Origin of the sequence: Bauldia litoralis (assembly GCF_900104485.1) — a bacterium.
GTDB classification, from domain to species: domain Bacteria; phylum Pseudomonadota; class Alphaproteobacteria; order Rhizobiales; family Kaistiaceae; genus Bauldia; species Bauldia litoralis.
In genome coordinates, this window is sequence record NZ_FMXQ01000029.1 from 1 (window position 1) to 1,376 (window position 1,376).

Here is a 1,376-nt window from a genome sequence, read left to right on the forward strand (position 1 = left end):
TCCTCGACACGGTCGCGTTCGAGCACCGTATAGCCGCCGAGCAGCAGGCCGCCGATCACCAGGAAGTGGACCAGCGGCTCGCGGGCCAGGCCGCCGAAGAAGCGGCGGGAAGCCGAAACTCCCCGCCGTGGCGTTTCGTCGGCCAAGTCGGCTCACTCCTTCTCGGGCGTGTTCAGGTACTTGGACTGCTCGTCGTCGGGGATGTCGTCGGTCTTCGGGAGTTCGACCAGGTTCTCCGGTCCCTTAAGCAGGATCTCGTAGTTAGCATGGCCGAACTCGTTGCTCCGTGCACCGAAATAGGTCGGCTGTTCACGCGGCGTATTTCCACCCTGCGAAGCGGTGGACTTGTAAACCGCCATGGTGATCGGCGTGCCCGAGATGTAGGTGATGATCTTGCCGCCGCTAATATCGTAGTTGGCAGCCGTCGTCTGATAGGAACGCTGCGGCAGGTCGCCGAACAGGCTCGGCAGCAACGCATCGCGGCCGACATGCAGGATGGCCGCCGACCCGTCCTCGTCGTAACGGACCTTCATATCCTCGCCGGTGACGTTGTTGCGCACCCAGATTGCCTTGCCGACGATCAGCGTCTTCAACTCATCCTCGGTAAGAGCCTTGGCGCCGTTCCGCGTAAGGTCTGCGACGGTGAGACCGGGCGTGGCAGCCTCGCGCAACTCGGTTGTAGGCGTGTACCAGATCGGCGAACTCCAGGCGCGCTCCTGCTGGGTGGCGGGAACGACGCCGGGCGGCTCGATGCCCAGTTGCCTGGCCTGAATGGTGCTCCAGCGCGGCGTCGGGATTTCCAGCGCGCGCGCATAGTAGAAGGCATGCTGGCTGGGATCGAAGTCCGGGTCGGTCCACACCGTCTTGAGTTCGGTAGCACCGACGGTATCGGAATAGGTCGCCTTTTCGAGATCGACCGTGCTTTCGATCGCCGGCACCTCGCCGGTAGCGAAGTTCGGCTTGCGGTCGCCCGACCACACCACGTCGTAGATCTTTTCGAAGCTCTGGCCGTCCTTGGTCCAACCCTTCACGACCTGGATACGGTCAAGATTGGCCGCGGTCGGGTCCTTTACCGCCCAGACAACAAAAGACGGCGCTTTTGCCTCTCCCGGCTTTGACGGCAGGTCGGAGCCCATTGTCGCGCCGCCAGCGTAGGCTTGCTTGACCCAGTCCTGCTCGGCGAGGATACCGTCTTGATAATCCCAGCCACCGAAGAAGCGCAGCTTGATGCGGACGCCGCTGGTTGCGTAGGTTTCCTTGCGATGCATCGCATCCCAGATCGACGCGCGGGTGTTCTCTTCGGCCCAGACGACCGAGAGGCCAGCGGGGCTCTCCCAACGAACGTCGGACCCCGTGAAGATGTGCCCGGCCATGCG

General features: G+C 63.2%; 1 protein-coding gene. It reads right to left on the reverse strand.

Annotated elements, in window-relative coordinates; genetic code table 11:
* Window positions 1–152: 152 nt before the first annotated feature.
* Window positions 153–1,376, reverse strand: a 1,224-nt coding sequence (locus BLT60_RS23930) for a DUF3604 domain-containing protein (protein WP_139167966.1), incomplete at its 5' end; no start/stop codon positions are given.